This window comes from Gordonia sp. YY1, from assembly GCF_009872315.1.
GTDB classification, from domain to species: Bacteria; Actinomycetota; Actinomycetes; order Mycobacteriales; family Mycobacteriaceae; genus Gordonia; species Gordonia amicalis.
Window position 1 is genome coordinate 20,291 of record NZ_WXYI01000005.1, and the last position, 26,752, is coordinate 47,042.

Genomic DNA, 26,752 nt, shown 5'->3' on the forward strand with positions numbered 1-26,752 from the left:
GCCGCACACCCCGAGGCCCTTGCCAGGTGACGACACATTCTCGGTGCTCACCGCATCGGTCGCACGGGACTTCCCATCGCTGCGGGTCTTCGGGTTTACGTGGTCTTGCCATCGCCGTCATCACCGCGGACGACGCGGATTCTGCGGGCAACGGAGCGCTTCTCACCCATGCCGAGATCCGCTGGGCTGGCTGGTGCGTCAGCCGTAGCTGCAGCACGCATCTCCACGTACGGCTCAAACAGATCGTTAGGCGTGCATTCAAGGATGTCACACAACGCGGCGAACGTGCGAGCAGGGATCCGCTCCGGTGTGCCGGTCACAAGTCGGTGGACCTGAGCATTCGACAAGTTGATACCGCGGGACTTGAGCAACGGGATGAGTTCCGTTGTCTTCCAGAGGTTGTGATCAGCCATCCGCTGGCGAAGATTCCAGTGATAACCGACCCGACGTTGTTCGCTCACTTGCCCTTCCCTGTATCCTTTTCGTCACGTGTGACGATTCGTTGCTGAATCATCCGTTGGATGGTCTTTTGTTTGAAGTCTGCCGAGACCGAAGTGTAGAGCGCGGTCGTGGATGAGTAGGCGTGGCCGACCTGCTGCTGGACAAACATCGGATCGTATCCGGCCTCAAGGAGATGAGTGACGTAGGAATGGCGCAGGCAATGCATCTTCAACTCTGCCGGTAGCCCAGCCAGTTCGCGGACCGTCATGAAAGTGCGATTGAAGTTGCGGATGCCCGTGGCGCCGGCGCGTTCCGACGGCCACAACGAAGCCGAGCGGTCCGCTGTGGTGAATTGTTCGCGGCCCTGCGGCGAGAGCCAATGATCAAGAAGATCGACCACCCAGTCAAACTCAGGCACCGTGAGAACAGTGCGACGGCGCGGTCCCGACCCCGACATACCTTTGGCGTAGCGGACCTGAACAGCGCCATAACGGCCGTACTTGTCTACGTGCGGATTTGGGCCAAAGTCGTGGTAGTCGAGCATAGAAAGTTCCCGACGGCGCAAACCGTAGGCGTAGCACACCTTGAACGCAGTGGAGTCTCGCAACAGTGGGAGCCAGCGCTTCGAGCCTTTGGCAAACTCTCGATCGACGAGGTCATCGCAGGCATCAAAGAACGTCTGCAACTCGGCCTGAGTGAAGCTGCGCCGGTCCGCCGGAATCGCGTCATCGGTTTTGTGACGCGGCGTGTTCCACTCGAACACAACTTGGGCGGGAACGTCGTCAAATACTTTGCTGCAGAACGCAGCCCACCCATACCTTTCGTCAGTGACGTAATAGCAGAAGGCCCTGATCGTGCCGGCGTTCGCGCGCAGAGTCGACACCGAGACGGATTGTGGCCCGGTTCGTCGATCAGCCAGGAACTCATCGACGTGGATCGGTTGCCAGGCCCACGGGTACTCGTTGGAGTGCTCTTGGAAGCGGGACACCAGGCTGCACGATGACCGGATGAATGGCACACCGAGTCCACGGGCCAGCATCTGGGCTCGCCAGCCATCCAGCATCGCCTCGAAGACGCGGTCCTCAGGCCGCAGTAGACCGACGACACCGCTCGACAGAAACTCTGGCAACCGCCCCGGAACGCTCTGCATGAACGCAAGTGTAACGCGAGAATCTCTCATCTGTTTGCATTAACAGATGCTGATCTGCGCAATCGGCGATTGCCACAGCCGTCGATGCGATGCCGCCATGCCATGCGGCCTGCGGTTTCATTCAAGATCCGCTGGGACGAGTCCTCGCATCTGTTTGAACTCGTCCTCTTTTTTAGACGATAATAGTAATTATGACATTTCCGCAGGTGGGGTGTCATGATGACGAAGCCATCTTTCCGTCAATGGTTGTGGTACAACCTGGGTGGTCGACTACCCGACGACATGCAGGAGTGGGTTCTTCATGACCTAACAGGACCAGGGGCTGACGCAAGATACTTAATGCGTTGGACAATTCCTGCCGTCCCCTTACTTCTATTGTTCTTGTTAGTGCCAGGGCCCATATGGATATCAATTGTCATGATGATATACATTCTGATACCACTGGTGTACTTCGCAGTCGCCCTGGACTATGTGTATCGCCGGTTTCGCATGCAGGAGCATGGACTCGATCCCATGCTGGTAAATCGGACTCGCCGCGGCGCTCGTAAAGAGCGCGAAGAGTACAAACGCGACTATGGGCACGAGTAGCAAGAATACCTACAAACCAACTGAGGCGCCGCCGATAAAGTCGGCGGAATTTCATTCTTTGAGCTTGATGTCGAAGTCGCACCCGCCATATTGAAGGAGTTTGGCGAGTTGCTCCGCCGCATCCGCCATTGCGTGCTCCACATCTCTCGACTCAGGTCGCAGACTGCTCCAGAGTCCCCATCGGTCACGCTTGGTTCACGAGAAATTGTCAAGACCTGTGGATCGGGGTGTTTCAGGCGACCTCCGTTCCGGTGCGCTCGTCACCGTTTGAAGGCGGTTGCGGTGGGGTGATGTCGGTGGGCCGTTCGAGCAGTTTGCCTTTGTGGAAGACCGCGCCGGCACGGACCAGGGCGACCAGATGCGGGGCGTTGACGGCCCGCCAGCGGGCTTGTGCGGCGTCTATCAGCTTGTAGGCCATGGCAATCCCGGCCGCGCGTGATCCAGGCCCCTTGGTGACCTTGGTCCGAAGTCGCACCGTGGCGAAAGTGCTTTCGATCGGGTTGGTCGTGCGCAGGTGAATCCAATGCTCGGCCGGGTACTTGTAGAACTCAAGCAGGGTGTCAAGGTCGTCGGTGATCTTGGCGACGGCCTTGGGGTATTTGGCGCCGAAGTCGACCTCGAATGCCTTGACCGCGACCTGTGCCTTGTCGATGTCCTCGGCGTTGTAGATATCCTTGATCGCCGCCAACGCCGACGGATGTGCCGACTTAGGCAGTGCGGCAAGGACATTGGCCTGCTTGTGAAACCAGCACCGCTGCTCACGGGTCGCTGGGAACACTTCGCGGACCGCCTTCCAGAACCCGAGGGCGCCATCGCCCACGGCCAGCACCGGGGCAGTCATCCCGCGGCGTTTGCAGTCGCGTAGCAGGTCGGTCCACGACTCGGTGGACTCCCGATACCCGTCGGTGATCGCCACCAGCTCCTTGCGGCCATCAGTACGCACGCCAATCATCACCAGCAGGCACAGTTTGGTCTGCTCCAGGCGCACCTTGAGGTGGATGCCGTCGACCCACAGGTAGACGTAGTCGGTACCGGACAGATCACGGCGCCCGAACGCCGCGGCTTCGTCCTGCCACTGCGCGGTCAGCCGGGTGATCGTCGAGGCCGACAACCCCGCACCCGAGCCGAGGAACTGCTCCAACGCCGCAGTGAAGTCGCCGCTGGACAGCCCATGCAGGTACAGCAGCGGCAACACCTCACTCATCTGCGGAGACTTACGTGCCCACGCCGGCAGGATCGCCGAGGAAAACCGCTGCCGCACACCGGTATCGGGGTCCACGCGGCGGTCGTTGACCCGCGGCGCCTTCACCTTGACCGCGCCGGCCGCGGTCAGCACCTCACGCGGCTGGTGGTAGCCGTTGCGGACCACCAACCGATGGCCGTCCTCATCGAGCTGGTCGGCGAACTGGGCCACGTAGGCGGCGACCTCGGCTTTGAGTGCTGCAGCCAGCATCTGCCGGGCGCCGTCGCGGACGATCTCGTCCAATAACGACCGACCGGCACCGCCGGTGCTTTCAGTGGCCTCGGTGGCATCGTGAACTACGGTGAGCATGGGCGTACCTTCCCGAACCAGCGCGCCAACGCCGGCTCATGATCGGACCTTCGGATATTCAGATCATCCTCGGGAAGGTGCGCCCACTTTCAACGCCCCCTCACCGAGGGTCATCCACAGGTTCTGATCATTGCTCTACTGGGGCTGCCCATAGGGCTGTCCCGGATAGGGGGCCTGTCCGGGCTGGGACTGTCCCGGATAGGCCTGTCCGGCCTGGGGATTCTGGGGGTCGGTCATTTCGTTCCTCTTTCACATGCGGACCGGGAAGCGGCCCGCTCAAATGTCATTCTGCACAACAGGTCTGACAGTTCCGCGGCGTCGTATGCTCGGAGGAATCGTGGGCGAATGCGCGACGATCACACTCAATTCCGAGACATATCGGTAACACCGTCAGAGACAGAACAGATGTGTTCCGCTAGCTGTGGTCAGCTCCGTAAACCGCCTGCTGATTGGTGAATCCCTCGAATTCCAACTGTTCGATCAGTCCCTGCCTGGAGAACGGGGAATACTCGCGGTACTGACGGGCAGACTTTGCTGCCTGTACATACCAATTCACCTCACCGTCGACCTCGCGCTGATCGACGGCGGCGGACGAGTCCGAGTATGAGAAGCCCTCGAACTCGAGCTGGCCGATCAGCCCAGACTTCGAAAAACTGCTGTACGCAAGGTACTCCCTCGCCATGGCGACCGCGTCTGACTTCTCCGACACGAGCTTGATCACGGGAGCCTGCACGCTCGGCGATGCCTGCGGGGAGACGCTCGTGCCGAAGCCGGCCATGACCCCGATCATCATCACGAACGCCGCCAGGACGCCTGCCGCCCACGGCCATCTCTTCTTCTGGGGGTTGCTCATCGTTTTTCCTTCTCTGCTCACGGTTCTGGGAAGCGGAACCGTGTCTGATAGCAAGGTGTCACGGGGGTACGACAAAAACGTTGGCGCACAGTGTCATCCGATCAGATGGTTCCAGTCTGACCGGCAATCACGTCGACTTCGGTCCGACGTGCAGACTTCGACCGACGTCTGCACGTCGAACTGAGGTCCACCGGTCACGCAGCCGCGAGCGCATCCAGCCACGGGCGGAGCAGACCGACCAACTCGCCGCGCTCGAGCGTCGCCCACGTCCAGCGGACCACCATGATCCCCTGCGCGCGGAGGGCGTCCTCGCGGCGCTTCTCTCGGATCAGCGCATCACGTGGCGTGTCCCCCGGACGCAGCAACCGGCCGTACTTATGCAGGCCGTCGAACTCACCGACGAGCTTTGCCTCCCAATCGAAGTCGGCACGCGCAGGCCCTTCGCTCGTCTGGAACGTGTGCTGCAGGCGCGGCATCGGCAGCCCGGCCACGATCATCTGAGCCCGACTCCATGATTCGCCGACGCTCTCCGACGCGGCGTCGGCAAGCGACAGGGCGCGCCGTGCCGTGCCCACTCCACGCCATCGTCCACGAGATTCGAGGATCGTCGTCATCGTGGCGAGGTCGGCTTTCCGAGCGAGGGCACCGTCGAAAACGACCAGAGCTTGTGCGAAGTCCCCATTCATGGCGACATCGACCGCGGTGCGCTCGAGGGTTGTCACCTGAACACCGTCGACGGAGGCGACGTGGTCCGGGGACAGCGGACCGGCATGGACGATGCGATGGCCGCGCACGAAACCACCGCGCTCGCGTGTCTTGGTTAGATGAACGACCTCACGCTCGGGATGCAGCAGCGACAGTCCATGGACGGCCGCCGCCGAGTCATGACTCAGCGTCGATGTGTCCCGATCACGAGCAGAGGTGGCAACGGCGATCGACTTGAGTCGGTAGAGATCGGCCTCATTCGTGTTGGATTCGGGATCGGAGTCCGCCATGGCGCAGACACCCGGAGCAAGCCTGACGAGTTCGCCCCGGCGCACCGCCGCCGCGACGACGTCGTCGGAGATGCCCAGCCGGAGGGTCGCCTCGCGTCGGATGAGTCCGTAGGGGTCGGTCGGGAAGACAGTCATATCTCTTGGACGCAGCGCGCCGGCGATTGGTTCACTTTCGTGGCCGGATCTCTCCGGCACTCTGACCGGCGAACCTCAACTCGACTGGCAGACTTCGATCGAAGTCTGGGAATCGGGTTGAGGTTCGCCTGTCCCATCGCGGAAGCGCCTGTGGGACCGAGACGTCGATGCTTCAATGGGCGCATGGCACCCCATTCGCTGGAGACCTTCGACCTCGACTTCTTCGACGACGCACCCGTGCGCCACGTGATCGACGTCCGACTGCCCGTCACGCCGCAGCGCGCATGGGCTGAGTTCACTCGCCAGAACACCCTCGACTGGTGTCGGGCGATCAAGTCGATCGAATTCACCTCTCCGCCGCCCTACGGCGCAGGCGCCACCCGCAAGGCCGTCCTGGGTCCGGGGTACGTGACGCTCCAGGAAGACTTCTTCCACTGGACCGAGGACGCCGAAGCAGGCCGGTACCACAACGCATTTCGGGTCAAGAGCGCCAACGTCCCGGGCATCCGCCGCTTCGGTGAGGCCACTCAGATCGACCCCGCCGACGTCGGTTGTCGCCTGCGGTGGACCTTCGCACTCGAGTTGCCGACCAAGTCCAAGGCCGTCACCGCGTTCTCCGGGCCGGCGTCGTCGACCGTGTACAAGACGATCGAAGCGGACACGCTGAAGTACTTCGCGCATCTCCCGTCGGCGGCGTAGTCGCGGATTCACGCAGCGAAAACGGTCCGGGTCTGCTCGTTCAGCACTTCCAGGTGCAGGGCTACCGACTCGTCGATCCCGACCTCGTCGATGAGTGCTGCCACCAAGCGGACAGGAACCGAATCCACCTGTAGCTCCACGCCTAGCGGCGCCAAGAGCAGGAGATTGGCCTCTGCCTCGACCACCAAGGGACGACGCTGCGTCGCGGCATGGTCGCGGCGCAGTCCCCGGTCCCTGGTCAGTAAGTGGATGACCATCCCATCGAACCTCTCGTCTGGTAGCTCTTCGAAGACCACGTTCGCGGAATGCCAATAGAGCCCGTCGATCGACATGTCGTGCGCCCGTCCGGCAATGGTTTCGTCGATGCGATGGCGTCCGGCCGACTCCTCGAAGAGCACAAAGCCGGCGTCGTCGCGCTCGACCAAGTCGAGAATGTCCCAGAGGTCGGCGGCATCATAGGAATCGCCGGCTCCCGTCAGCACCGGCATCGCCGACCTCTCCACCCACGTCAGGGGCACGTACGGCAATGTCCGCGTGGCATACTCCGCCGCATCCCTCGTCATCTTCAGTCGCGGCATCCCGTTTACCAACAGCGACCGACGCGCATGGTGCTCTTGGCAGACAGGCCCGTCGAGGGACTCGAGTTCTTCGAGCAGCGTCTCGCACGTACGCCTGAGCCACCGCCAGCTCTCATACAGATCCGCCCGAATCCGCTCCGCGTGCTCAGGTCCCCATGCCGACTCGGATGAGTGTGAACGTCTTCCCATGCACGGCAAGGTAAGTGCGCACGAAGCCCGACGACGAGGAGCTTGCACAGGCATACGGCCCATCCACAACCTCGCCGAGCTATCCCCGCAGGAAACCGGCCTCGCTCAACGCGCGTCGGACGTCGTGCTGGTGATCAGGCCCACGCGTTTCGACGCTGACGGTCACCTGCACCTCGCCGAGGTAGAGGTCGTCGGCGACGCGTGAGTGCACGATGTCGATGACGCTCGCACCCTGGTCGCGGAGCAGTTCGAGCAGCGCGAGAAGTCCGCCCGGGCGGTCGGAGACGGTGGCGGTGAAGGTGAGAAATCGCCCGGCGGCGGTGAGGCCGTGAGTGGTCACGTGGCGCAGCAGCAACGGGTCGATGTTGCCGCCGGACAACACGACACACACTTTTCCCGACAGGTCGAGCGTGCCGCCCACCGCGGCGGCCACACCTGCCGCGCCCGCGGGTTCGACGACCATCTTCGCCCGTTCGAGCATCAGCAGGAGCGCCGTACTGAGTTCTTCCTCGCTGACGGTCACGACCTCGTCGACGTACTCTGTGACGTGCTCGAACGGGACGTCGCCCGGCCGGGCCACGGCGATGCCGTCGGCCATGGTGTTCATCGACGCCGCGGGCACCGGACGCGTCGCCGCGAGCGACGTCGGCCATGCCGCGGCCTGGGCCGCCTGCACGCCGATGACTCGGACGTCTGGCCTCGACGCCCGTACCGCGGCCGCGACTCCGGCGAGCAGACCGCCGCCGCCGAGGGGGACGACGATGGTCGTGACATCGGGCATCTGCTCGAGGATCTCGGTCCCGACCGTGGCCTGACCGGCGACGATGTCGAGGTGATCGAACGGATGGATCAGCACCGCACCGGTCCGGTCCGCGTACCGCTGGGCCTCGACGAGTGCGTCGTCCACCGTCTCACCGGCCAGAACCACCTCGGCGCCATAGGCTTTCGTCGCCGCGATCTTCGGCAACGACGCGCCGGTCGGCATGTACACCCGTGCGGTGGTGCCCAGCTCGGTTGCCGACCAGGCGACCCCTTGCGCATGGTTGCCCGCACTCGCTGCGACGACGCCGCGTGCCCGCTCGTCGGCGGACAACCGGGAGATCCGCAGATAGGCACCCCGCGGCTTGAACGAGCCTGTTCGCTGCAGGTTCTCGCACTTCAGCCAGACGTCGGCCCCGCTTCGCTCGGACAGCACGCGGGACGCGATCACCGGCGTCCGCCGGATCACGCCGGACAACTCGGCGGTCGCCTTCTCGATGTCTGCAGATGTGAGCAGCATTGGGCCGGTATCAACCGCTGGCTGTCAGCGCAGCGCGTTCTCCAGGTCGCCCAGGATGTCGTCGATGTCCTCGATGCCCACCGACAGACGAACCAGGTTGGCCGGGACCTCCAGCAACGAGCCGGCGGTCGACGCATGGGTCATCGCGCCGGGGTGTTCGATCAGCGACTCGATGCCGCCCAGCGACTCGGCGAGGGTGAAGACCTCGGTGCGGGCGCACAACTGCTTGGCCTCTTCGATGCCGCCCTTGACCAGCACCGACACCATGCCGCCGTAGCGCTTCATCTGCTTGGCGGCGACCGCATGTCCCGGGTGGTTCTCGAGTCCCGGGTACAGGACGGCGTCGATCTTGTCGTGCGAGCTCAGGAACTCGACGACCTTCTCGGCGTTGTCGCAGTGGCGATCCATGCGGACGGCGAGCGTCTTGGTGCCGCGCATCGTGAGGTAGCCGTCGAACGGTCCGGGAACCGCACCGGCCCCGTTCTGCAGGAAGGCGAACGCCTCGTCGAGCTCTTCGCTGTCGGTGACCAGCGCACCACCGACGACATCGGAATGACCACCGAGGTACTTGGTGGTCGAGTGCAGGACGACATCGGCGCCGAGGGTCAGCGGCTGCTGCAGGTACGGGGAGGCGAAGGTGTTGTCCACCACGAGCTTCGCGCCGGCCTCGTGCGCGATGGCGGCGAGGGTTTCGATGTCGCCGACGTTGAGCAGCGGGTTGGTGGGTGTCTCGGTCCAGACGAGCTTGGTCTCGGGACGGATCGCGTCGCGCACCGCGGCGACGTCGGACACCGGTGCCACCGAATAGGTGATGCCCCACTGGGTGAACACCTTGTCGATGAGTCGGAAGGTTCCGCCGTAGGCGTCGTTCGGGATCACCAGGTGGTCACCGGGACGCAGCGTCGAACGCAGCAGGCAGTCGGTGGCGGCCATACCGGACGCGAAAGCGCGACCGTAGGTTCCGTGTTCGAGTGCGGCGAGATTGGCTTCCAGCGCTCGTCGCGTCGGGTTGCCGGTGCGGGCGTACTCGAATCCGTCGCGCAGTCCACCGACGCCGTCCTGGGCGAAGGTCGAGCTGGCGTAGATCGGCACGTTCACCGCGCCGGTCTGGGGATCCGGGTCGTATCCGGCGTGAATGGCGCGGGTCGAGAAACCTTGCCAGCGAACCGAATCCGCGGCGCTGCGTCGTTCACTCACAGTGGTGTGCTCCTATCCGACGATCGGGTGGCTCGAGACGAACGCGAGCAGGTCGTGGCGTGTGATGACGCCGATGGGCTTGCCGTCCTCGACGACCATCAGCGCATCGCTGTCGCCGAGCGCCTTGGTGGCGGCGCTGATCGGCTCACCGGAACCGATGAGCGGGAACGGATCTCCCATGTGCGCCGAGACCGGGTCCGCCAGGCTGGCGCGTCCCTCGAAGACGGCGCTGAGCAGGTCGCGCTCGGTGACCGCACCCGCGACCTCGCCGGCCATGACCGGCGGTTCGGCGCCGACGACCGGCATCTGGGACACCCCGTACTCGCGGAGGATCTCGATGGCGTCGCGCAACGTCTCCTGCGGGTGGGTGTGGACCAGGTCGGGCAGAGCACCGGTCTTGCCGCGCAGCACGTCGCCGACCAGCGACTCCTTGGCGTTGGCGTCCAGCGGGGTGCGGAGGAAGCCGTAGCTGCTCATCCACTCGTCGTTGAAGATCTTGGCCATGTAGCCGCGTCCGCCGTCCGGTAGGAGTACGACGACGAGGGCGTCGGGCCCCTCGCGCTCGGCGACCTGCAGGGCCGCGACGACGGCCATACCGCAGGAACCGCCGACGAGGAGCCCTTCCTCGCGGGCGAGGCGGCGGGTCATGTCGAAGGAGTCCGCGTCGGAGACCGCGATGATCTCGTCGGGGATCTCCGGGTCGTAGGCGGCCGGCCAGAAGTCCTCACCGACGCCTTCGACGAGGTACGGGCGTCCCGTCCCGCCGGAGTACACCGACCCCTCGGGGTCGACGCCGATGACCTTCACCGCACCGTTGGAGACCTCCTTGAGGTAGCGCCCGGTGCCGGTGATGGTGCCGCCGGTGCCGACGCCCGCCACGAAGTGCGTGACCTTCCCGTCGGTGTCGGCCCAGATCTCCGGGCCGGTGGTCTCGTAGTGACTCTGCGGGCCGGCCGGGTTGGCGTACTGGTTGGGCTTCCATCCGCCCTCGATCTCGCGAACCAGACGATCGGAGACGCTGTAGTAGCTGTCGGGGTGCTCCGGCGGCACGGCGGTCGGGCACACGACGACCTCGGCACCGTAGGCACGCAGCACGTTGCGCTTGTCCTCGCCGACCTTGTCCGGGCAGACGAACACACACTTGTATCCGCGCTGCTGCGCGACGAGTGCGAGACCGACTCCGGTGTTGCCGGACGTCGGCTCGATGATGGTGCCGCCGGGCTTGAGTTCACCGGAGGCCTCGGCGGCGTCGATCATCCGGACCGCGATGCGGTCCTTGCTGCTCCCGCCGGGATTGAGGTACTCCACCTTGGCCGCGACCAGCCCGGATCCGGGCGAGGTCACGGAATTCAGCTTGACCAGAGGGGTGTTGCCCACCAGGTCCACAACGTGATTGGCGATGCGCATGAGTCCATGGTCCCAGAACCGTCGTGGTCCCCGACACTCGGCCACCGACACCCGGCCGTCGACCTCTAGACTGGCGGCCGTGTCCGGTTGGAGTCGCAAGGTCGGTGCCGACAGTTGGGCCTGGGGCCGGGTCTGCCGCGACGTGGGCGCCACGGCGGCAGCCACTGCGGCCGGAGCGAGTGCCGGATGGGCGGTCTGGAACTACCTCAACGGTCAGGCCGCGACGGCCCGCACCGTGATCCCGCACCGCACCGACAACGCCCCCGACGGCGACGGCGTCTATCACCCGGACGGCCGGGTGACGCGGTACACCCGCGACACTGCGGTCGACCTGTTCCTGACCGTCTTCGGCGATTCCACCGCGGCCGGACTCGGTGTCGACACGGCCGACGAGACGCCCGGTGTGCAGGTCGCACGACGAGTCGCGGCCGAGACCGGCAAGACCGTCCGCTACGCCAACAAGGCCATCGTCGGCGCGACGTCGAAGGGGTTGGCCGCCCAGATCGACGCGATGTTCATCGCCCACGAACGGCCGGATGTCGCGATCATCCTGATCGGCGCGAACGACGTGACGTCCCGCAACGGCATCCGCGCGTCGGCTCGCCGACTCGGCGACGCCGTGCGACTGCTCGTCGGCGGCGGCGCGAAGGTCGTCGTCGGCACCTGCCCCGACTTCGGCGTCATCACCGCCATCCCGCAGCCGCTGCGAACAGTGTTGCGGCAGTGGGGCCTTCGTTTGGCTGCGGCCCAACGCGCGGCGGTCCGTGCCGCGGGTGGGCGGTCGGTTCCGCTCGCCGACCTGATGGCCAAGGAATTCCGGGCCCAGCTCGATTTCATGCTGTCCCCGGATCAATACCACCCCTCGGCGGCGGGATACGCGCTGGCCGCCGACATCCTGATGCCACCGGTCCTCGACGCCATCGGCGAGTGGGGTTCGGCACCGTTACCCGAACCTCCCGAGGAATCCCCGGCGGTGGAGGAGTCGCGCGTGGCCACCGGACTCCGACGCCTGCTCAAGCAGGTGTGACGGCAGATGTGATCTACCACCCCATCAAACCAAGCATCTGCTTGGTTGGGGTAGCGTGGGCGCATGGCTGAAGCAGTGATCGTTTCCACCGCCCGCTCCCCGATCGGCCGCGCCGCCAAGGGATCCCTCAAAGACGTCCGTCCCGACGACCTGTCCCGCCAGATGGTGGAGGCGGCCCTCGCGAAGGTGCCCGAACTCGACCCGGCCGACATCGAGGACATCCACTGGGGCATCGGCCAGCCGGGCGGTCAGGGCGGCAACAACATCGCCCGCGTGATCGCCGTCGAACTCGGTTACGACCACATCCCCGGCGTCACGGTCAACCGCTACTGCTCGTCGTCGCTGCAGACCACACGTATGGCGCTGCACGCCATCAAGGCCGGCGAGGCCGACGTCATCATCTCCGGCGGCGTCGAGAGCGTGTCGAGCTTCGGGATCTCCGGCGGTGCCGACGGTGCCCCGAACTCCAAGAACCCGCTCTTCGACGACGCGATGGCGCGCACCGAACTCGCCGCCGCCGGCGACGCCGGGATCTGGCACGACCCCCGCCAGGACGGACTCATCCCCGACGTCTACATCGCGATGGGCCAGACCGCCGAGAACGTCGCGAGCTTCACCGGCATCTCGCGTGAGGACCAGGACCGCTGGGGCGTCCTCAGTCAGAACCGCGCGGAAGCGGCCATCAAGTCCGGCTTCTTCGCCCGCGAGATCGAACCGGTCACCCTGGCCGACGGCACCCAGGTCACCACCGACGACGGCCCGCGCGCGGGTACGACGTACGAGAAGATCTCGCAGCTCAAGCCGGTCTTCCGACCCGACGGCACCATCACCGCCGGCAACGCCTGCCCGCTCAACGACGGTGCCGCCGCGCTGGTCATCATGAGCGACACCAAGGCGAAGGAACTCGGCCTGACGCCGCTGGCGCGCGTCGTCGCCACCGCCGCCACCGGCCTGTCACCCGAGATCATGGGCCTCGGTCCGATCGAGGCGATCCGCAAGGTGCTCAAGATCTCCGGGATGTCGCTGTCCGACATCGACCTCGTGGAGATCAACGAGGCCTTCGCCGTCCAGGTGCTCGGCTCGGCGAACGAACTCGGCATCGACCACGACAAGCTGAACGTCTCGGGCGGCGCGATCGCTCTCGGCCACCCGTTCGGTATGACCGGTGCACGGATCACGACCACCCTGCTCAACAACCTCCGCACCCATGACAAGACCTTCGGCATCGAGTCGATGTGCGTCGGTGGCGGTCAGGGTATGGCCATGGTTCTCGAGCGCCTCAGCTGACCCGCGCGCAGTGCCTCAACTGACCGAGGTCTCCTCTCGCTCTTCGACGCCCCTCGCCGCGTTCGGTCCCAGGACCGCGACGCTGCGAGGGGTTGTTCGTCGATAGACGGCCCACGCGATCACGGTCCCGCCGACGATGTAGATCTCGGCGGGGATGGCCCACACGTTGTTCGTCGCCGTGTTGTCGTGGATGTAGTACTGCGAGATGTGCCCGGCGAGGTCGCCGCCGTAGCTGATCGCCAGCGCCCACACCGCGGCGTCGAGCCATCCGCCGCGGTTGCGGATCCGGAACGTCAGCAGGCAGATCAACCCCACGGCGATGTCGTTCCACCCGAGCTCCCACTGGAACATCGACGGGATGAAGTCCGGTCCGATGTCCTTGGCGATCTCCGGGGCATTCGGTCCGACGTGCCCGAAGCCGGCGAAGACGCCGAACACTCCGCCGGGTACGAGGACCCACAGCAGCACGAGTTCTGCGTTGCGGCCGATGGTGCGTCGACGCGCCGACCGGTCCGCCAGGATGTGCACCATCGCGCCGACGATCATCAACGCGAGCTGAATCAGAAAAAACACCATCCCCGATGGTCGGCACAGCTCTTGTCCGCGGATGCCCACTTGACATCTATTTCCTCCGCACAGACGACAACGAACCCCACACCGGCGCGGGTGTGGGGTTCGTTGTGAATCGGATGCGGGACCGCCGCGTCGGAACTAGTCCGAGTTGAAGTAGCTCAGCAGGCGCAGGATCTCGACGTACAGCCAGACCAGGGTGACGGTCAGGCCGAGGGCGACGCCCCATGCTGCGCGGTCGGGCGCGCCGGCGCGGATGAGACGGTCCGCCGAGTCGAAGTCGAGCAGGAAGCTGAACGCCGCCAACGCGATGCAGACCAGCGAGAAGATGATCGCGATCGGACCGCCGTCGCGCAGGACACCGGCCTCGCCGGTGAACAGGCCGATCACCAGGTTGCCGACCATCAGCACGAGCACACCGATCATGCCGGCGAACAGCATGCGGGTGAAGCGCGGCGTGACGCGGATGGCGCCGATCTTGTACACGAACAGCATGCCGAAGAACACGCCGAACGTACCGAGAACCGCCTGTCCGATCAGGGCTCCGGCAGAGATGTCGCCGCCGACGACCAGGTTCGCGAAGGCGAAGGAGATCGAACCGACGAACAGTCCCTCGAATGCCGCGTAGGCGAGCACGATGGCCGGGTTGTCCTGCTTACGGCCGAAGCTCGCGATCAGGACGAGGACGAGACCGCCGATCGCACCGACCATCATCAGCGGCAGCGCGAGGCTGACCTGAGCGGACTCGGTGGCCCGGCTGCTGATGCCGAAGTAGGTCGCGACCGCGACGACGGTCAGGACGCCCAGAGTGATCGCGGTCTTGGTGACCACGTCGTCGATGGTGAGCTGCCGGGTGGCGGGCGGCGCCTGGGTGTAAGGGTCAGCTGCCTGACCGTATTTGTTCATCGCGACGCCGGTGCCGGCCGTGCCGGCCCCGAACCCCGCGTACCCGGATTGATTGTCGCGGACCACGCCGCGCATCACCGGATTGCTGCTCTCTCGCACGAAGCGCTCCTTAATCGGTACGGATCTATACCGTCTCAACGTCGAGCCATTCCTGTGAGTTCCCTGACGGGACGACAAGAGTGACCGTGTCGAATCCGACTTTACCGGCCCTTGACCATCTTGTCGTTCATCACTGCCTCTCGTGCTGCCGAGGCCGCAGGGTCGCCAGCCATGTCCGCGCGGTCTCGGGGTCCCCGCAGTCGGTGTGAGCGGACATCACCGCACGTCCGAGGCACACTGCCTTGAGCATGGACTCGGCGCGCTGGAAATCGTCCCCCCAACCCAGTCCGGGTTTGGACAGCATCAGCGATGCGATGCCGTGCGCGGCGGCCCACAGTTCGAGGACCACGTCGTTCACGTCGTCGCGGCCGAACAACCCCTCGTCGGCGAGTTCGGTGACCGTGTCCACGAACCGGGTGTAGGCGCTGGCGGCCAGCACCTGGTCGACCTTGGACGGATGCGCGGCGTCGGCTGGTTTCCCGAAGGCCACGCGATAGAGCACCGGGGTCGCGACGGCGAACCGGACGTAGGCGAGGCCGAGCTGCAGCGCCCGCTCCAGCGGATCGTCTATGCCTTCGGCCGCGGAGGCCAACTGATCGTCGAGGCGCTCGAAGTAGCGGGCGCACACGGCGTCGAGAAGGGCGTCTTTGTCGGCGAAGTGCAGGTAGATCGACGGTGGCGTGACGCCGACGCGAGTGGCGACCCCCCGGATAGACATGCCCGTGTCGTCACCGTGCTCGACCAGCAGCTCGCCCGCGGCCTCGATGATCTCCTCGGCGAGGATCTCACCTGCTCCGCGAGGTGATCTCGCCCGTCTGCGTGTCGTCACTGTTCTCCTGCGCTCGGTTCTTCTCCTGTATCCGGTGTGGTTGTGGCGGGTCGTCCTCGGACACTTCCTCGGACAGACCGAAGCGGTCGTGGAGCTTCCTCAGCGGTGCCGGCGCCCACCAGTTGGCGCGTCCGGCGAGGCGCATGAACGCGGGCACCAGGAACATCCTGACCAGGGTCGCGTCCATCAGCACCGCCAGGGCCAGCCCCACCCCAAACATACGCATGAATGACACTTCCGAGGCCGCGATCGCGGCGAACACGATGCTCATCAGCAGGGCCGCCGCGGTGATCACCCGACCGGTGCGCGCAAGGCCCAGTGCCACGGCATGATCGCTGGCCGCGCGGGTGCGATCGGACTTCAGCCATTCCTCGCGCACGCGTCCGAGCAGGAAGACCTCGTAATCCATCGAGAGACCGAACGCCACACAGAACAGCAGCACCGGCATGGTCGCGTTCAGCGTCCCGGTGGCCGTGGTGCCGAGGCCGCCGAGGTGCCCCTCCTGGAAGAACCACACCATCGCGCCGAAGGTCGCCGACAGCGACAGGATGTTCAGGACCAGCGCCTTCAGCGGGAGGACCACGCTGCCGGTGAAGAGGAACAGCAGGACGAACGTGGCGATCGCGATGAGCGCGAGCACCCAGGGCAGGTGGGCGTAGATCGAGCCGACGGTGTCATCGGTGGTCGCCGCAAGCCCGGTGACGAGGATCTCGGTACCGTTCGGCGCGGGGACCGCGCGCAGGTCGTCGAGTTGCCCGATGCCGGCATCGCTGGTCGGGTCCCGGTCGGTCGACACGTTGAGGATGTGGACGTCGCCGCGACTGTCGTCGGGACTGCCGGGCGCGACCGCCTGACCCTCGACGAAGGTCCCGGCCGACGATCCCGACGAATTGACGTCGTCGACCTGCGACAGCGCCGATGTGTACGCGGCGAGTGACTGCTGCCCCACCGGCCCCTGTACGACGACGGTGACCGCCGAGGAGAGGTCGACCTCGTAGTCGTCGCGGATCTCCTGCTGGATGGCGTGCGAACTCGCGGACTCCGGCAGCACGCGGTCGTCGGGGAAGCCCATCTTGAGTGACAGGAACGGTGCGCCGAGGACCAACAGGAAGATGGTGACGACGGCTGCGACGGGGAGCGCATGGCGTAGGACCCGTTGGACGAGGCGGTACCACCAGGTGTCCTCCGGTTCACGAGGCTGCGACGGCTGCAGACGCAGCAGACGGCGCGCGGGTTTGCGGGCGTCGAGCGCATCGATCCGGTCGCCGAGGAGCATCAGCACGGCCGGGGTCACGATGAGCGCGGAGAGGGCCGCGACGGCCACGACGCCCAGCCCGGCGAAGGCGAACGAGCGCAGGAAGTATTGCGGGAACAGCACCAACGCACTCAGGGAGAGCGCAACCGTCACCGCCGAGAACGCCACGATGCGGCCCGCGGTGGCCAGGGTCCGGACGATCGCGTCGGGGCGGTCGCGTCCCCGCTCGACCTCCTCGCGGTAGCGCGTGAGCAGCAGCAACGTGTAATCGATCGCGAGCGCCAGACCCATTGCGGTGGTGAGGTTCAGCGCGAACACCGAGACGTCGGTGATCGAACCGATCACCCGCAGCAGCGCGAAGGTCAAGATGATCGAGACGATGCCGATGCCGACGGGAATCGCCGCGGCGATGAGCCCACCGAAGACGAAGATCAGCACGATGAAGGTGATGGGAATGGCGATCGCCTCGGCCATCAACAGGTCCGACGCGGTCTGTTCGTTGACCTGGGAGTACACGAGCGCCTGGCCGCCGACGCGGATCGAGATCCCGTCGCGCTCGCCGGTGAACGCCTCCTCGATCTCCGCCGCCCGGGCGGGAGCCAGATCCTCGCCGCCCTCGAGCGAGACGATGATCAGCGCCGACGTCCGGTCGCGGCTGACCAGCGCCGAGTCGAGCGCCGGGTCGGCCCAGACGGACAGGATCTGGTCCTGCACGTTCTCGTTCGCGTCGAGTTCACGGATGACGTTGTCCGCCACGCTTTTCGCGGTCGGATCACGCGAGATGTCGACACCGGCCGGACCGTCGAGCTTGAGGACGACCTGGATGCCCCCGCGATTGAACGTCTCGTCGAGTACCTTGTCGGCCTTTGCGGAGCCCGCGTTCGGATCGCTGTAACCGCCGGCCAGCAGATGCTCGGCGGCGGTCGCGCCGTACGCACCACACACCACGATGAGGATGAAGGCGCCGAGCAGCACCCTCTTCGGCATCGAGATGATCAGCCGTGTCAATCGAACCACCGTGCGCCCCCTCGCCTCGGTCGACTTTACGGCGTTAAGTTATCAGCAGTAACTTACCGGGTCAATGGATCAACCTGCGTGGATCACCGAGTGCGGGTCGTGAGCAGCCGCACGATTCATACCGACTCCACGACGCACCGTTCGGAGCTCCCGTTCGATGACCACCGATTCCGAACCGAGCAGTCCCGTGGCACGGATGATCTCCCGCAACCGGATCGCCGGACGCGCGACGTCCACCAGATGGTGAAGCGGTGAACGTCGCAAACCCATGCGGCGGGCCACCGGACGCTCCACCCACCGGGTGGAAATCGCGGAGAAAGACGACCGGAGAATGGGACCCGTGACCACGTCGAGCGCGGACACCAGCACCGCGGGCACCGGGATCGGCGCCGCGCCCTGCACGACGCCGGGGAGGTCATAGCCCTCGTGGAGCAACGCCTTGATGAGCACCTTCGACGAATCGTCCGGTTCGAGTTCGAACTCGGCGGCAACCCGGAACAGATCGGCCGCCTCGGCGTGACTGACCGGGAGCAGGTCGTCGTCGACGCCGACGACCCAGCCGATCCACCGCCACAGGTGTGATCGCCTCGCGTTCGGCGCTGCTGTAGTGGATGCCGAAGTCACGCGCGACCACCAGCGGCAGAGCCAGGAACCCGCACGAGATCGTCATCATCGAGTAGGTCTGGTTGATCGGCACTCCCCACGCATCTTCATCCCAGCCCGCGGCGTCCTCCCCGTCGACGCGATGGGGGTGGCGAAGGGTGTCCCGGATGTACGCGTGGAGGAGCCGAATGCGCAGTGTCGCAACCCAACCGGGATTTCCCGGCAACATCGCTCCGGGCGTGGTGGCCTCCGCGACCCAGCGCGCCGTGGACTGCACCCGATCGCGCGTCCCCAGCCCCGGGCGGCCCGTGGCGACCAAGGGCCGCACGAAACCCTGCGCCTTGTACCCGTAGATCAGCGACTGATAGAGCGTCGACGATTGCAGGGTGCCGAATCGCCACCACGCACGCGCCCCCGACGCCGCGATTGCCGCGTCGAACCACGTGGGCGGGGTGCTCGTCGCCCTGAGCAGTCGGCGCATCGACGCCGGCATCTCGATCCGGTCGGGATCATCAGGCGCGGCCGGATCCGCGTGGGACTCCAGGAGATCGACCAATGTCGAGAACGACATCCCGCGTTCGCGGGCCTCGACGACCACCGCGTCGGCGAGCGGGTCACCCTGGGAGAGGCCGACTTCCAGCCGTTCGACGAGTTCGGGATGCCGCGTCCGGACAGCCTCCCAGTTCCGAGCGCCGGTCACCGCTGTCGCGTCCATGTCTCCGATGATCACCCGCTGCGGTGGGCGGGTCAAGGAAGAGGCAGGTCAAGGAACCTGACTATGCTCACCGGGAAGCCCCCATAGCCCAATTGGCAGAGGCAGCCGACTTAAAATCGGCACAGTGTCGGTTCGAGTCCGACTGGGGGCACTCGTTTCACAGGCGTCGACGACGATTCGGCGGACTCAGCGTGAGGTGCGCAGGTTCTCCGGCAGCACCCTGGCGATCAGGCGGGCCATGGCCTGATTTCCTTTGAGGTTCTGGTGAAATCCGAGGTAGACACTGGTCGGCACGAAGCCCTCGAACCACTTGTCACGCGAGCACGCATCATGTCCCACGACCTGGTTCTGGATGTCGACGAAGATGGCGCCGTGACGCTCGGACACCTTCTCCAGGATCGTGTTGTACCTGCCGATGAAACTGTTCCGGATGAACGATATGTCGGCGTCGCTCGCCGGGTTGGCCGGATAGCACCCGCGGTCGCCGAAGTACCCACCCTGACCGACCACTGCGATGGCAGCGTCGGGTGCCCGCCCACGGACAGCCTCGAGCGACGAGTTGATCGCGGCCTCGAGCGCCCGCAGCCCGTGGTTGACCCCGTTCACATAGAAGGGATTGGTGCGGCAGCGCGAGTCCATACCCTCGATCGGCGCGATGCACCAGCGCGAGAGGTTGCCCCAGTCGGCATCGTTGGCACCGATCGAGATCGTGATCAGGTCCGCGTCGGGACGCACCGCCTGGATCTGCGGCGGATGGACTCCATCCAAGCGCAGCTGCGGCACCGAGGTGATGTTCTCCCCTTTTGCGCCCGCACAGGCAACTGTGCGAAATGACGTCGCACCGATGGTCTTCGCGAGCAGGTTCGGGTAGGCAGTCTCCGAACGCGAGCACCCCCGGGACCTGGGTGAGCGTGGTCGGGCTGGCCGCTCGCGAATCACCCAGGGCGATGTAGGTGAGTGTCTTGCGCGCCGCGTTCGGCGGCGCGGCAAGCGCCGGAGCGGCACCGAGCCCCACGACGACGGACACGGCAATCACAGCAGTCACGACACGGGTCACGAAGGTGCGTGCGGAGGACGGCCCGCGAGAGGATCGCATGGACCGCATTCAACCAGGAGGTCCCGCTCCCGGCTCGATGTCATCCGTTCCGACGACTCGACGACCGATACACGAATCGACCCACTTGCGCATACGCCATCCGCTCGCTCAACCGCGAACTCAGCCTGCGCGCACCGTTGAACACATGCGCATCCTTCCCGACCACCGCGCGGACCCGACCGTCGAGCGCCGCGTCGATGATCCGACGCGCGGCCTTCTCCGGAGCCATCGCGAAACCCTTCGCGACGGCCTCGGGGGTGCCGAGGGCCTGAGAGGTCTTGCGCACGAGATCGGTCCAGATGGTGCCCGGGATGACAGTGGTCACGGTGACCTTCGACTTCTTCCCCCGAAGATCCTGCGCGAGGCCGTACGCGAAGAGCGCGACCGCGGCCTTGCTGGCCCCGTAGAACGCGGCGCCCGGGAACGGCGCGAGCCCGGACAGACTCGACGTGATGAGGATCAGTCCACCTTCGGGGCGCTGTTCGAGGTCGGGCAGGAAGGCCCGGGTGAGCCACACGGTGCCGAAGTAGTTGACGCGCATGAGCAGATCGACGCGGTCGTCGCCGACTTCCGCGATCGGCTGTGTGTCCTGAGCGATCCCCGCGATGTTGAACAACCCGTCGACCTGACCGACTTCGGCGCGCACGATCCCCGGAAACCGTTGCACCGCTTCGCGATCGCCGATATCGAGCACATGGGAACGGAAGCGGGACAAGTCCACCGCGAGCCGCCCGGTCTCAGCGAGACCGACCTCGTTGATGTCCGCGCCGACCACCGTCGCACCTCGAGAGACGAGATCGAGTGCGACACAACGCCCGATACCGTTGCCCGCGCCTGTCACCACGAAGATCTTGCCGCCGACGTCCACGCACCCTCCTCGACCGAACCGCTGCGGGCACCCTAGCAAGCGCTAGGTCGGCCCGCCCCGTTCGGGACTCTTCGGCCGAATTGGTTCGTGTCGGCACCGTGGTGATGTACTCGTGGCATGTCCACCCAGGTCCTGGCCGCCGATTCCTCTGTCGCGCTCCTCACCCTCGGCATCTCGCTGTATTCGATCGCGATCCTGGTGTGCCTCGGCATCGCGATCAACGCGGCCCGTTTCGGGCGCCGACGCCTGGCGATCACCATGGGGTGGGTGGTCGGCGTACTGACGGTCGCCGGCGTGATCGTGGCGATCCTCAGCAGCGTGCACGGAGGTTAGCGCGCCGTGTGAGCCCCGCCACTCCGGACCCACCACTGAGACAACTCTTGCATTATGCACCCGCCTGCAAGTTTGCAGGTTCTTGCAACTACCGTAGAGGAGTGCACCCCTCCGGACTCCGCGAGGCCAAGAAGGCCGCCACGCGCAAGGCGCTCGCGCGCGCCGTGCTCCGCCTGTCGATCCGCGACGGCATCGAACACGTGACCATCGACGCGGTGGCCGCCGAGGCGAACGTCTCGGTCCGCACCTTCCACAACTACTTCGGCGGCAAAGAAGACGCGCTTCTCCACTTCGTCGACTCCCTGCTGGATTCGGTCATCGAACGGATCGAGGCCCGACCGGCCGGCGAGAGCTTCTGGTGTTCGGTCCGGACCGCGCTCATCGAGACCGCCACCTCACTCGACGTCGGCGAGCCGGCCGAGATCGTCGCGCTGCTGCGACTTCTCGACACTGACCCGGCACTCACCGCCCGAACGCGCGACATCGACCTCGATCAGACGTTCGAGGCCCGACTTGCCCAGCTCTACGATCGCCGCGGCCAGCGGGCCGACGCGATGTACCCACACCTGGTCGTCCACACGGCGATCACCACCGCGCGGGTGGCCCTCGAGTACTTCGTGGCACGCAGCGAGCGCGCCGCACATGCGTCCGGCGGATCCATGCCACCCGTCCTGTCCACCGTGCTCGAGTCCGCCTTCGACCAGATGTCGGCCGGTCTGGGGCGTCCCGTCCCGCTTCTGAACGACCTGGCCGACGCATCCCACAAGGAGCCCTGACGTGGCAACACATATGTACCGACTCGGACGCTGGACGTACGAGAACCGTCTCAAGACGATCGCGATCTGGGTTCTCGTCCTCATCGGACTCGGTGTCGGCGCATCGCTGCTGGCCAAACCCGCGTCGGAATCGTTCTCCATCCCGGGCATCCCCTCGGAGAAGGCGCAGGACCTCATGGTCGAGCGCTTCCCCGGCGAGCCGTCTTTCGGCACCGACGTCAGCGTCACCTACGTGGTTCGGGCGCCCCAGGGTTCGACGCTGACCGAACCGCGGTACCAGCGGGCCATCGACGACATGGTCGTCGACCTCAAGAAGGTCGAGGCGGTCGAGAGCCCCGACTCGATCGTCAATCCGTTCGTCTCGTACGGCACCGAACAGTCCCCGGGCCGACTCAGAGAACTGTCCCAGACCTTCCAGGAGCGGACCTTCGGCAAGAGTGCCGCCGACGCGGCGGCCGATGCGCAGGCGACCTCGCCCATCAACTCCTCGACCACCGTCGCGCAATTCGGTACGTCCTTCGCCGTGGAGGCGTCGTCGGACATCACCGAGACGACCCGCGCGCAGATGGACGCCGTCGCCGAGGACGGACGAGCCGCGGGACTGACCGTCGAGATGAAGGGCACGGCCACCCAGCAGTTCGAGCTCGGCATCACCTCGGAGCTGATCGGCATCGGCTTCGGCGCGCTGATCCTGATCCTCACGTTCGCCTCCCTGGTCGCCTGGGGTATGCCGATCATCACCGCGATCGTCGGCGTCGCGATCGGCATGCTCGGCATCCAGCTGGGCACCCATTTCTTCGACCTCAGCAAGGAGACCCCGATCCTCGCGACGATGATCGGGCTGGCCGTCGGTATCGACTACGCGCTGTTCATCGTGTCCCGATACCGGCACGAGATCCATCGGTCGGCGAACCGCGCCGATGCGGCCGGCCGGGCTGTCGGCACCGCCGGATCGGCGGTCGTGTTCGCGGGCAGCACTGTCGTGATCGCATTGGCGGCGCTGGGGATCGTCAACATCCCGTTCCTCACCGCGATGGGTGTCGCAGCCGCGGCCACGGTGATCGTCGCGGTTCTGGTCGCCCTGACCTTGCTACCGGCCATTCTCGGCCTGTTCGGCGGCAGGACCTTCGGTGGGCGCCTCCCCCGGCTCAACGCACCCGACGTGGAACCGCACGAGACCGAACGCGTGCACAACGGTCAGCGCTGGGTCCAGCGGATCGTCGCCCATCCGCGTGCCGTCACCGCCGTGATCGTCGGCGTCCTCGTCGTACTCGCGGTCCCGATGACAGGTCTCAAGCTGGCACTGCCCAACGACGGGACGTCCGAGCCGTCGACGACGCAGCGGCAGGCGTACGACATGGTCGCCGAAGGCTACGGTCCGGGATTCAACGGGCCGCTCGTCGTCGTCGCCGACGGGCGCGGTATCGAGGACACCGGAGATCGCCTCCGCACCTTCGACACCCTCGTCGACGACTTCGCCCAGATCGAGGGTGTGGCAATCGCGCAGATCGGCGCGGGCGGGCTCAACGAGGCCCGCGACACCGCGAAGATCACCATCATTCCGTCGACCGCTCCGTCCGACGAGGCCACCCCGAAACTGGTCCAGACGCTGCGGGACATGGAACCGCGGGTCGCCGCGACCACCGGCATCTCCTATGGGGTGACCGGACAGACCGCGATCGAACTCGACATCTCCGAGCGGTTGTCCGACTCGCTGATCCCCTACCTGCTGGTGGTGGTCGGGCTGGCGTTCATCCTGCTGATCATCGTGTTCCGGTCGATCCTGGTGCCGCTCACCGCCGCGCTGGGCTTCCTGCTCAGTGTCGCGGCGACCTTCGGTGTCACCGTCGCACTGTTCACCGACGGCGCCCTGGGGATCGTCGGCAATCCGCAACCGGTGGTGTCGTTCCTGCCGATCATGTTGGTGGGCATCGTTTTCGGTCTCGCCATGGACTACCAGGTGTTCCTCGTGACGCGAATGCGGGAGGCCTACGTGCACGGCGCCGACGCCACGACCGCCGTCGTCGAGGGCTACCGGCACTCCGCACGTGTCGTGGCGGCGGCTGCGGCGATCATGATCTCGGTGTTCGCGGCGTTCATGTTGCAGGACATGGCCTTCATCAAGGTGATGGGCTTCGCGCTGGCCGCGGCCGTCTTCTTCGACGCCTTCGTCGTCCGCATGACGCTGATGCCTGCGGTGCTGACGGTGCTCGGCGACAAGGCGTGGTGGCTGCCGCGCTGGCTCGACCGCATCTTGCCCAACGTCGACATCGAGGGCGAGAACCTCAGGCTCGACGACTCCGGCCCCGCGACCCGCACCTCCCCCGAGGCCGAGGTCCGCGCCGGCCGGTGACCGCGACGGTCTCGTTCAGTCGACCTCGAACTCGCCCAGTTTCGACCACTCGTCGCCGCCGACGGTGGTGTTGATGATGTCCGGGGTCCGCTGCAGGTACTTGGGCAGCTCCTGCTGGGCCTGCTTGAAATGCGGAGAGGTCACGTGCGCCTCGGCCGCGTCGTCGTCGAATGCCTCGACCAGCACGTAGGTGTTCGGGTCGTCGAGCGAACGCGACCAGTCGAACCATTTGTTGCCCGGTTCGGCACGGGTCGCCTCGGTGAACTCACGTGACAGCTCGGGCCATTCGTCCGCGTACTCGGGCTTGATCGGCCATTTCACGACGATGAGGATCATGCCTCGACCCTAGTCCCCCGGCGGCGGCACGAGCGTCGCAAAATGCGACTGGGACCACTGTCCCAAAATGTCTCGGCGAGTGACCGCTTGCGGCTGGTGAGATTCACGAGACCTCGACCGCGTCAGGGCATAGAGTGTGAAACCACAACAAATGTCTTCACATCTTTGCTGCAACGGAGGCGACATGCCGGACATCACCAAGTTCTACATCGACGGCCAGTGGGTGGACCCCGTCGAACTCAACCTCATCGACGTGATCAACCCGGCCACCGAGAAGGCGGCGGGTCAGGTGGCCATCGGGACTGCCGCCGACGTCGACGCCGCGGTGGACGCCGCGCGCCGCGCCTTCGAGACCTGGGGCCAGACCACCGTCGAGGAGCGCCTCGAGGTCATCAACCGGATCATCGCCGAATACCAGAACCGCATGGGCGATCTGGCTGCCGCGGTCACCGAGGAGATGGGTTCGCCGGTCGGCCTCACCAACGCCGCCCAGGTGCCGATCGGCCTCGGCCACCTGATGACCGCCGCCGCGCAGCTGCCCGGTTTCTCGTTCAGCGAGGACCGCGGCGGGCACCGCATCGTCAAGGAGCCGATCGGCGTCTGCGGCTTCATCACGCCGTGGAACTGGCCGCTCAACCAGGTCATGTGCAAGGTCGCCCCGGCTCTGGCCACCGGCTGCACCATGGTTCTCAAGCCCTCCGAGGTGGCACCGTTCAGCGCCGCCATCGTGGCCGAGATCTTCGACGCCGCAGGCGTTCCCGCCGGCGTGTTCAACCTCGTCAACGGTGACGGACCCGGCGTCGGCGCGGCATTGGCCGCCCACCCCGACATCGACATGATCTCGTTCACCGGCTCCACCCGCGCCGGCATCGAGGTCGCCAAGACCGCCGCGCCGTCGGTCAAGCGCGTCGCCCAGGAACTCGGCGGCAAGAGCCCGAACATCATCCTCGACGACGAGGACTTCGCGAAGAACGTCGCAGGCGGCATCGCGGCGATGATGATGAACTCCGGCCAGTCGTGCAACGCGCCCAGCCGCATGCTCGTGCCGTCCTCGCGTCTCGACGAGGTCGCCGAGATCGCGAAGTCGGTCGAGCCGAACATCACCGTCGGCGATCCGACGACCGAGGTCCAGCTCGGCCCGGTGGTCTCCGAGGCGCAGTTCGAGAAGATCCAGGGCCTCATCGAACGCGCGATCGCCGACGGCGCCACCCCGGTCATCGGTGGTGCGGGTCGTCCGGAAGGTCTCGAGACCGGCTACTACGTCAAGCCGACGGTGTTCACCAACGTCACCAATGACATGGAGATCGCCCGCACCGAGGTGTTCGGTCCGGTGCTCGTCGTCATCGGCTACGACTCGATCGACGAGGCGATCAAGATCGGCAACGACACCGAGTACGGCCTCGCCGGTTATGTGTCCGGCAAGGACCTCGACGAGGTCCGCCGCATCGGTTCGCGCATCCGCGCGGGTTCGATCGGACTCAACGGTGCCACCGTCGACCCGGTCGCGCCGTTCGGTGGTTACAAGAAGAGCGGCAACGGTCGCGAATGGGGCGACTACGCCTTCGACGAGTTCCTCGAGGTCAAGTCGCTGCTCGGTTACGGCGCCTGACGCCTCTGGC

Annotated in this window: 24 protein-coding genes, 1 tRNA gene and 1 pseudogene; 9 read left to right on the plus strand and 17 right to left on the minus strand. The window is 65.8% G+C overall.

All coding sequences use genetic code 11. The annotated features are described in order from the left end of the window. Window positions 1-95: 95 nt before the first annotated feature. Together BPODLACK_RS08690 and BPODLACK_RS08695 are read right to left on the minus strand one after the other, a co-directional pair. The gene (locus BPODLACK_RS08690; RefSeq protein ID WP_159405106.1) at window positions 96-461 is read right to left on the minus strand and encodes a helix-turn-helix domain-containing protein; all 366 of its coding nucleotides are present in this window, start codon (window positions 459-461) and stop codon (window positions 96-98) included. Then, window positions 458-1,591 carry a tyrosine-type recombinase/integrase gene (locus BPODLACK_RS08695; RefSeq protein WP_159405107.1) on the minus strand — a complete coding sequence of 378 codons (1,134 nt, stop codon included), beginning with the start codon at window positions 1,589-1,591 and terminating at the stop codon, window positions 458-460. Before BPODLACK_RS08695 ends, BPODLACK_RS08690 begins: the two co-directional genes overlap by 4 nt. A gap of 219 nt (window positions 1,592-1,810) precedes the next feature. On the opposite strand from BPODLACK_RS08695, the gene BPODLACK_RS08700 reads away from it, so the two are divergent. Beyond that, window positions 1,811-2,179 carry a DUF5313 family protein gene (locus BPODLACK_RS08700; protein WP_159405195.1) on the plus strand — a complete coding sequence of 123 codons (369 nt, stop codon included), beginning with the start codon at window positions 1,811-1,813 and terminating at the stop codon, window positions 2,177-2,179. Window positions 2,180-2,411: 232 nt separating this feature from the next. Here the strand turns inward: BPODLACK_RS08700 and BPODLACK_RS08705 are convergent, their stop codons facing one another. The 3 genes from BPODLACK_RS08705 to BPODLACK_RS08720 form a co-directional block, all read right to left on the minus strand. Then, window positions 2,412-3,731, minus strand: coding sequence for an IS256 family transposase (locus BPODLACK_RS08705; RefSeq protein ID WP_159405108.1), 1,320 nt, complete (start codon window positions 3,729-3,731; stop codon window positions 2,412-2,414). 415 nt (window positions 3,732-4,146) lie between these two features. Further along, complete coding sequence (locus BPODLACK_RS08715) at window positions 4,147-4,584, minus strand: Ltp family lipoprotein (protein ID WP_096273697.1); 438 nt, start codon at window positions 4,582-4,584, stop codon at window positions 4,147-4,149. A 194-nt stretch (window positions 4,585-4,778) separates the two neighbouring features. Then, window positions 4,779-5,714, minus strand: a complete 936-nt coding sequence (locus BPODLACK_RS08720; RefSeq protein WP_096273694.1) for a type IV toxin-antitoxin system AbiEi family antitoxin domain-containing protein — start codon at window positions 5,712-5,714, stop codon at window positions 4,779-4,781. A 183-nt stretch (window positions 5,715-5,897) separates the two neighbouring features. On the opposite strand from BPODLACK_RS08720, the gene BPODLACK_RS08725 reads away from it, so the two are divergent. Beyond that, complete coding sequence (locus BPODLACK_RS08725; protein ID WP_096273692.1) at window positions 5,898-6,413, plus strand: SRPBCC family protein; 516 nt, start codon at window positions 5,898-5,900, stop codon at window positions 6,411-6,413. Between the two features lie 8 nt (window positions 6,414-6,421). On the opposite strand, the gene BPODLACK_RS08730 is transcribed toward BPODLACK_RS08725, so the two are convergent. The 4 genes from BPODLACK_RS08730 to BPODLACK_RS08745 form a co-directional block, all read right to left on the minus strand. Beyond that, window positions 6,422-6,901, minus strand: coding sequence for a hypothetical protein (locus tag BPODLACK_RS08730; protein ID WP_157753377.1), 480 nt, complete (start codon window positions 6,899-6,901; stop codon window positions 6,422-6,424). Between the two features lie 358 nt (window positions 6,902-7,259). Further along, the gene (gene ilvA, locus BPODLACK_RS08735; protein WP_096273688.1) at window positions 7,260-8,459 is read right to left on the minus strand and encodes a threonine ammonia-lyase; all 1,200 of its coding nucleotides are present in this window, start codon (window positions 8,457-8,459) and stop codon (window positions 7,260-7,262) included. A 24-nt stretch (window positions 8,460-8,483) separates the two neighbouring features. After that, a complete protein-coding gene (locus BPODLACK_RS08740; protein WP_096273686.1) occupies window positions 8,484-9,656 on the minus strand; it encodes a cystathionine gamma-synthase in 1,173 nt (390 codons plus the stop codon). Window positions 9,657-9,668: 12 nt separating this feature from the next. Next, window positions 9,669-11,063, minus strand: coding sequence for a cystathionine beta-synthase (locus BPODLACK_RS08745; RefSeq protein WP_006434378.1), 1,395 nt, complete (start codon window positions 11,061-11,063; stop codon window positions 9,669-9,671). Between the two features lie 79 nt (window positions 11,064-11,142). Here BPODLACK_RS08745 and BPODLACK_RS08750 point away from each other — a divergent pair, with 79 nt between their 5' ends. Beyond that, on the plus strand, window positions 11,143-12,090 hold the full coding sequence (locus BPODLACK_RS08750; protein WP_174324696.1) for an SGNH/GDSL hydrolase family protein: 948 nt from the start codon (window positions 11,143-11,145) through the stop codon (window positions 12,088-12,090). Window positions 12,091-12,153: 63 nt separating this feature from the next. Continuing rightward, window positions 12,154-13,377 carry an acetyl-CoA C-acetyltransferase gene (locus tag BPODLACK_RS08755; RefSeq protein WP_006434376.1) on the plus strand — a complete coding sequence of 408 codons (1,224 nt, stop codon included), beginning with the start codon at window positions 12,154-12,156 and terminating at the stop codon, window positions 13,375-13,377. 15 nt (window positions 13,378-13,392) lie between these two features. On the opposite strand, the gene BPODLACK_RS08760 is transcribed toward BPODLACK_RS08755, so the two are convergent. The 5 genes and pseudogenes from BPODLACK_RS08760 to BPODLACK_RS08780 form a co-directional block, all read right to left on the minus strand. Beyond that, window positions 13,393-13,953, minus strand: a complete 561-nt coding sequence (locus BPODLACK_RS08760; RefSeq protein WP_159405109.1) for a DUF6790 family protein — start codon at window positions 13,951-13,953, stop codon at window positions 13,393-13,395. 135 nt (window positions 13,954-14,088) lie between these two features. After that, the gene (locus tag BPODLACK_RS08765; RefSeq protein WP_006434374.1) at window positions 14,089-14,952 is read right to left on the minus strand and encodes a Bax inhibitor-1/YccA family protein; all 864 of its coding nucleotides are present in this window, start codon (window positions 14,950-14,952) and stop codon (window positions 14,089-14,091) included. A gap of 130 nt (window positions 14,953-15,082) precedes the next feature. Next, the gene (locus tag BPODLACK_RS08770) at window positions 15,083-15,781 is read right to left on the minus strand and encodes a TetR/AcrR family transcriptional regulator (RefSeq protein ID WP_006434373.1); all 699 of its coding nucleotides are present in this window, start codon (window positions 15,779-15,781) and stop codon (window positions 15,083-15,085) included. After that, a complete protein-coding gene (locus tag BPODLACK_RS08775; RefSeq protein ID WP_081598168.1) occupies window positions 15,738-18,023 on the minus strand; it encodes an MMPL family transporter in 2,286 nt (761 codons plus the stop codon). The genes BPODLACK_RS08770 and BPODLACK_RS08775 overlap by 44 nt, the downstream gene beginning before the upstream one ends. Before the next feature lie 99 nt (window positions 18,024-18,122). Beyond that, window positions 18,123-19,371: pseudogene (locus BPODLACK_RS08780) on the minus strand (oxygenase MpaB family protein). A gap of 77 nt (window positions 19,372-19,448) precedes the next feature. Between BPODLACK_RS08780 and BPODLACK_RS08785 the strand changes: the two are divergent. Next, window positions 19,449-19,522: transfer RNA gene (locus tag BPODLACK_RS08785), tRNA-Leu, on the plus strand. Between the two features lie 35 nt (window positions 19,523-19,557). On the opposite strand, the gene BPODLACK_RS08790 is transcribed toward BPODLACK_RS08785, so the two are convergent. Both BPODLACK_RS08790 and BPODLACK_RS08795 read right to left on the minus strand, forming a co-directional pair. Beyond that, window positions 19,558-20,376 (minus strand): SGNH/GDSL hydrolase family protein, encoded by an 819-nt coding sequence (locus BPODLACK_RS08790; protein WP_328721297.1) that lies wholly within the window; start codon window positions 20,374-20,376, stop codon window positions 19,558-19,560. 131 nt (window positions 20,377-20,507) lie between these two features. Then, the gene (locus BPODLACK_RS08795; RefSeq protein WP_006434368.1) at window positions 20,508-21,335 is read right to left on the minus strand and encodes an SDR family NAD(P)-dependent oxidoreductase; all 828 of its coding nucleotides are present in this window, start codon (window positions 21,333-21,335) and stop codon (window positions 20,508-20,510) included. A 117-nt stretch (window positions 21,336-21,452) separates the two neighbouring features. Between BPODLACK_RS08795 and BPODLACK_RS08800 the strand changes: the two genes are divergently transcribed. The 3 genes from BPODLACK_RS08800 (at window position 21,453) to BPODLACK_RS08810 (ending at window position 24,797) form a co-directional block, all read left to right on the plus strand. After that, window positions 21,453-21,668 (plus strand): hypothetical protein, encoded by a 216-nt coding sequence (locus BPODLACK_RS08800; protein WP_006434367.1) that lies wholly within the window; start codon window positions 21,453-21,455, stop codon window positions 21,666-21,668. A 101-nt stretch (window positions 21,669-21,769) separates the two neighbouring features. Then, window positions 21,770-22,444, plus strand: coding sequence for a TetR/AcrR family transcriptional regulator (locus BPODLACK_RS08805; RefSeq protein ID WP_024497786.1), 675 nt, complete (start codon window positions 21,770-21,772; stop codon window positions 22,442-22,444). A gap of 1 nt (window position 22,445) precedes the next feature. Beyond that, window positions 22,446-24,797, plus strand: coding sequence for an MMPL family transporter (locus BPODLACK_RS08810; RefSeq protein ID WP_159405110.1), 2,352 nt, complete (start codon window positions 22,446-22,448; stop codon window positions 24,795-24,797). 15 nt (window positions 24,798-24,812) lie between these two features. Here the strand turns inward: BPODLACK_RS08810 and BPODLACK_RS08815 are convergent, their stop codons facing one another. Then, on the minus strand, window positions 24,813-25,133 hold the full coding sequence (locus BPODLACK_RS08815; protein ID WP_006434364.1) for a putative quinol monooxygenase: 321 nt from the start codon (window positions 25,131-25,133) through the stop codon (window positions 24,813-24,815). A 184-nt stretch (window positions 25,134-25,317) separates the two neighbouring features. Between BPODLACK_RS08815 and BPODLACK_RS08820 the strand changes: the two genes are divergently transcribed. Next, window positions 25,318-26,742: an aldehyde dehydrogenase family protein gene (locus BPODLACK_RS08820; RefSeq protein WP_006434363.1), complete on the plus strand. Its 1,425-nt coding sequence runs from the start codon at window positions 25,318-25,320 to the stop codon at window positions 26,740-26,742. The last annotated feature ends 10 nt before the right edge of the window (window positions 26,743-26,752 follow it).

Coding starts and splice junctions, on each gene's coding strand:
- BPODLACK_RS08695 (WP_159405107.1), bottom strand. CDS start 1,591: ATGCAGAGCGTTCCGGGGCGGTTGCCAGAGTTTCTGTCGAGCGGTGTC.
- BPODLACK_RS08700 (WP_159405195.1), top strand. CDS start 1,811: ATGACGAAGCCATCTTTCCGTCAATGGTTGTGGTACAACCTGGGTGGT.
- BPODLACK_RS08705 (WP_159405108.1), bottom strand. CDS start 3,731: ATGCTCACCGTAGTTCACGATGCCACCGAGGCCACTGAAAGCACCGGC.
- BPODLACK_RS08715 (WP_096273697.1), bottom strand. CDS start 4,584: ATGAGCAACCCCCAGAAGAAGAGATGGCCGTGGGCGGCAGGCGTCCTG.
- BPODLACK_RS08720 (WP_096273694.1), bottom strand. CDS start 5,714: ATGACTGTCTTCCCGACCGACCCCTACGGACTCATCCGACGCGAGGCG.
- BPODLACK_RS08725 (WP_096273692.1), top strand. CDS start 5,898: ATGGCACCCCATTCGCTGGAGACCTTCGACCTCGACTTCTTCGACGAC.
- BPODLACK_RS08730 (WP_157753377.1), bottom strand. CDS start 6,901: ATGCCGGTGCTGACGGGAGCCGGCGATTCCTATGATGCCGCCGACCTC.
- ilvA (WP_096273688.1), bottom strand. CDS start 8,459: ATGCTGCTCACATCTGCAGACATCGAGAAGGCGACCGCCGAGTTGTCC.
- BPODLACK_RS08745 (WP_006434378.1), bottom strand. CDS start 11,063: ATGCGCATCGCCAATCACGTTGTGGACCTGGTGGGCAACACCCCTCTG.
- BPODLACK_RS08755 (WP_006434376.1), top strand. CDS start 12,154: ATGGCTGAAGCAGTGATCGTTTCCACCGCCCGCTCCCCGATCGGCCGC.
- BPODLACK_RS08760 (WP_159405109.1), bottom strand. CDS start 13,953: ATGGTGTTTTTTCTGATTCAGCTCGCGTTGATGATCGTCGGCGCGATG.
- BPODLACK_RS08775 (WP_081598168.1), bottom strand. CDS start 18,023: ATGCCGAAGAGGGTGCTGCTCGGCGCCTTCATCCTCATCGTGGTGTGT.
- BPODLACK_RS08800 (WP_006434367.1), top strand. CDS start 21,453: ATGTCCACCCAGGTCCTGGCCGCCGATTCCTCTGTCGCGCTCCTCACC.
- BPODLACK_RS08815 (WP_006434364.1), bottom strand. CDS start 25,133: ATGATCCTCATCGTCGTGAAATGGCCGATCAAGCCCGAGTACGCGGAC.
- BPODLACK_RS08820 (WP_006434363.1), top strand. CDS start 25,318: ATGCCGGACATCACCAAGTTCTACATCGACGGCCAGTGGGTGGACCCC.